General features: G+C 39.3%; 3 protein-coding genes. All 3 read left to right on the top strand.

Features of this window, described 5'->3' with window-relative positions; translation table 11 throughout:
* Positions 1-113: 113 nt before the first annotated feature.
* The 3 genes from AACR75_RS00615 to AACR75_RS00600 all read left to right on the top strand — a co-directional run bounded on the left by AACR75_RS00615 (position 114) and on the right by AACR75_RS00600 (position 3,027).
* Positions 114-983 carry a hypothetical protein gene (locus AACR75_RS00615; protein WP_047691375.1) on the top strand — a complete coding sequence of 290 codons (870 nt, stop codon included), beginning with the start codon at positions 114-116 and terminating at the stop codon, positions 981-983.
* A gap of 149 nt (positions 984-1,132) precedes the next feature.
* The gene (locus tag AACR75_RS00610) at positions 1,133-2,446 is read left to right on the top strand and encodes an AAA family ATPase (RefSeq protein ID WP_047691372.1); all 1,314 of its coding nucleotides are present in this window, start codon (positions 1,133-1,135) and stop codon (positions 2,444-2,446) included.
* Positions 2,447-2,589: 143 nt separating this feature from the next.
* Positions 2,590-3,027, top strand: coding sequence for an NUDIX hydrolase (locus AACR75_RS00600; RefSeq protein ID WP_047691370.1), 438 nt, complete (start codon positions 2,590-2,592; stop codon positions 3,025-3,027).
* Positions 3,028-3,924: the final 897 nt, after the last annotated feature.

The following is a 3,924-nucleotide window of genomic DNA, read 5'->3' as shown; positions in this document are numbered from 1 at the left end:
TAGTTCAAAATTGAAATTCAGTGTTTACGGCGTGTTTTTTGAGTTAAGTGGTGCGTTGTCAACCCCTTAACCGGGCGTTAAATGCAATTTAGTTCAACGATGGAGAAAAAGCGTTGGAATTACATATCAGAGATTTGATATCTCTAGAGTATCACGGTGATAAAGTTGCGAACGGGCAACTTCGAGCTAAAGATGTAGCAAAGTACATATCAGCTATTGATGACTTTATGGCTATCACTACCAAGCATGCATATGGAAAAGATGCCGAGCTTACTTTTGACGTCTCTGGCTTTAGAAATCAATCGTTCGATATTGATTTCGCTCTTCAAGTTATAAATTTAGGTGCTGCGGCGATGTTTGCATCGGGATCTCCAAAAGATCTGATCATGCTAGCAACCGACTGTATTAAAGCATGTATACACCTTCAAGGGCAGCAGCCGAAAGAAGTACAAAAAGACACAGTCGATAAGTCAGTCCATGTGACAAATCAACAAGGCGACGTACAAGTTTTTCATATCGAAACTATTAATGTGATAGCTGATCCCAAAGCGGCTAACTCCTTAGATTGCTTCATTCGAGAACCGCTATCGAAAGGTTTAGAAGCGGTCAAAGTAAAGTCTTCGGTTCATAAAATTGAAGCTCATGCTGCAGCAAACGAATGCGATTATTTCAAACCTATCGATTTTGAAACGCCTTTGTTCACTAACTCTATTAAAACTGGTTTGGTTATTGAATCACCATCATTCAAAGATGGTAACAAATGGAAGTTCAGCGATGGGCAATCAAGCTTTTACGCTGAAATTACAGATGAGCAGTTTCTAGAACGTGTTGATAATGGTGAGGAACGGTTCGGGAAAAATGACATATTGTTAGTAGAAATGGACGTGATTCAAACTCAAACACCAACGTGTTTGAAAGTAGAAAAAATCATAACCAAAGTCATTGCCCATCAGTATGCACAGAAGCAAAACAGCATGTTTTAAAAGTTGCATTTAACAAAGCGTTCAAGAGGGACAGCCAACGCATGGCATTTTTATTATGCGTTGGTTTTTGTGGTTACAGTGTTATGCGGAAAGTTGGTAGTAGCGTTGGCTGCCCCTTAACGCGGCGTTATAACTAAAAGGGAAGTAAAGTGATAAAAGTAGAAGACGTATTCGGTGTAAGTGTAAAACAAGTCAAAAGCTATATTGAACGTGAACAAGTTGATAACAAGTTTATAGAAGCGTTGAAGTCTGATAAGCAAATAATTGTTTATGGTTCATCTAAACAAGGTAAAACCGCTCTTGTAAAAAAGTATATTGATTATGATGACAATATTGTCATCAGTTTATCGCCTAAACACACACTGAAAGATATTTACCAAACAATATTACGAAAATCCGGAATTACCCTTAGAACCTCATACACAAAAGGATCTGGGCAATCTAGCACGGCAAAAGGAAAGGCTCGTATTCAAGGTGCTATTGCTTTAGTTCTAAAAGGAACTGCCGAGGTTGGGTTAGACCGGTCGAGTAATCACTCTTCAACAGAGAACTATGATGAAATTGAATTCAACTTAGAATTACCAGACGATGTGGCTGATATTATAAATCGGCATGGTAACAAAAAAGTAGTAATCCTCGAAAACTTTCATTATCTAAGTGAAGAAGTTCAAAAAGATTTCGCATACGATTTACGGACATTTCAAGAGTTAAAGGTAAGGTTTGTCATCGTTGGGGTTTGGAAAGAGTCGAATAGACTCTCTCAGTTTAATGGTGAACTACAAGATCGAATTGATGAGATCCCTGTTGAGCCTTGGACAAATGAAGACTTCCTCAGAATAATTGCTAAAGGTGAACAAGAGCTGAATATCAAGTTTGCAACAACTATTAAGCATTTATGTTTGGATAACTCCTTTGCAAGTGTAGGCGTTTTTCAAGAGCTTCTTAGGTTAACGTGCATTAATTTTGGAATATTTAATAGGGGAGATAATGCCTTTATAGATTCTGAAGATTCTTTTAATAAAGCTCTCGCTGAAAAAACCAATGATTACTCTGAGCGTCATTTGAAAAACCTCGAGGCAATTGCCTCAGGAAACAATACGCAGGTTCAAAAAGATAAGCCGCTACCATTTTTTATGCATTACTACATTGTGACTGATATATTATCTCAGGGTTATGATGCAATTAAAAATGGCGGAATGACCAAGCTCTGCATGATGCACAGCATTAAGCAAAAGCATCATAGAAGCAATGATCTCAGAGGAGGGCATTTGACTACCGCTCTTAAGGGACTTGTTGAGTTGCAGTCAAACAAGTCAATCAATCCTCCTGTAATAGCTTATGATGCAACGTCAAAAAAAATAAAAGTTGTTGATTCAACCTTTTATTTTTTCCTCAAAAATGCGGACTTGGATGATGTTATTGATGAAATAACAAACCCAATTGAAGCATTGGAGTTAATTTAGTTATAACAAACGCTTCAAGACGGATTCGCAACGCGTGGTATTTTTACTATGCGTTGGTTTTAGTGTTTAAGGTGGTATGCGGCGGCTTAGGTATTGCGTTGCTCACCACTTAAGCGGGCGTTATGCGATTAGAGGAAAAACCAATGAGAGCACCATTTCAAGTATTAGTATTTCCGTATCAAATACTCAATGAACAACCTCGTTACTTAATCGGAAAACGAAGTGATAACGGTGTATGGCAAGCTATTTCCGGCGGTGGTGAAGATAGTGAATCCATTATCGAGGCAGCAAAGCGTGAACTTAAAGAAGAAACTAGTTTAATTGGCTGTGATTGGCAGCAATTGGACTCAATGTGTATGCTCCCAAAAGTGTACTATGCTGGTCATGAAAATTGGACTAATCATCAGTTTGTTGTGCCTGAATATTCTTTTTCGGTGCGGGTGTCTACTGAGCCTCAGCTATCAAATGAGCATACAAAATTTCGTTGGTGTGGTTTTCAAGAGGCTAGTGAACTTTTGAAATATGACTCAAACAGAATAGCATTGTGGGAGCTTAATCAAAGACTTAATAGCAACCTTTGAGAAATCGCATAACAAACGCTTTAAGACGGATTCGCAACGCTCGGCGGTTTTGGTTTGATTTGGCTTTTGTGTTTACGGTGTAATAATTGGGTGTCGTGGTAGCGTTGCTCACCACTTAAGCGGGCGTTAGCTGAGGTTAAGAAAAACCGTAAAATTAAGCGCTTATTTTTCTTAGTCTGATGCTCTAGCTTTACACCTGAAAGTCAGCACTTTTCCGCGTATCTCGCCAGTGGCACTGTTCGTGAAGTGTTTGAACTAACCGAAGTCTGTTTACGGGAAGTGGTGTGTTTGTTTATTTCTTTGGTGTGGCTTCTTTGGTTTTGAAGTTTTGTCGCGCTTAAATGGATTTCGCGCACTTGGTTGTTGGCTTCTTCGAAAGAATTCTTTGTAAATTGAAGTCTTAGAAGCTCGTCAGTTTTCCTGTTATTTCTTCTTTGCCAAGTGCGTTTCGTGGATTAGGTTTTAGTTTCTCAGTTGTCCGTTTTACTTTGTCGTTTGAAAGCAATAATGTGTTTTAAATTAGGCCGTTGGGTAGTAAATCTCCGGCTAAAGTGCAGCAGCTAACAAACGGCTCAAGAGGGATTGCCAACGCTTGGCGGCTTTAGTACAAAATTGAAGTTCAGTGTTTACGGTGTGTTTTTTTAGTTCGGCGGTGCGTTGTCAACCCCTTAGCCGGGCGTTAGGCAAGGTGAGTTTTTATCAGCTAAAACGAGGAAATTGAGCGGTAAATTCCATGTTCTCAGGCTGGACTTAAGCAATAAATCGTCATCACATATTTGTTGTTTCTTGATCGTGTTGCGTTGCTTTTCGTTGAGAATTTAGCGGCAAAATAACCTTCGGCATCCAAACGTCCGCCGAGCATGCTACGCTCGTCACTTTTCTTCCAAATCGCTCAAT

The organism is Vibrio sp. ZOR0018 (assembly GCF_963865925.1).
Classification (GTDB): domain Bacteria; phylum Pseudomonadota; class Gammaproteobacteria; order Enterobacterales; family Vibrionaceae; genus Vibrio; species Vibrio anguillarum.
Note: the sequence above shows the minus strand (reverse complement) of the source record. Positions and strands in the feature narration are given on the sequence as shown.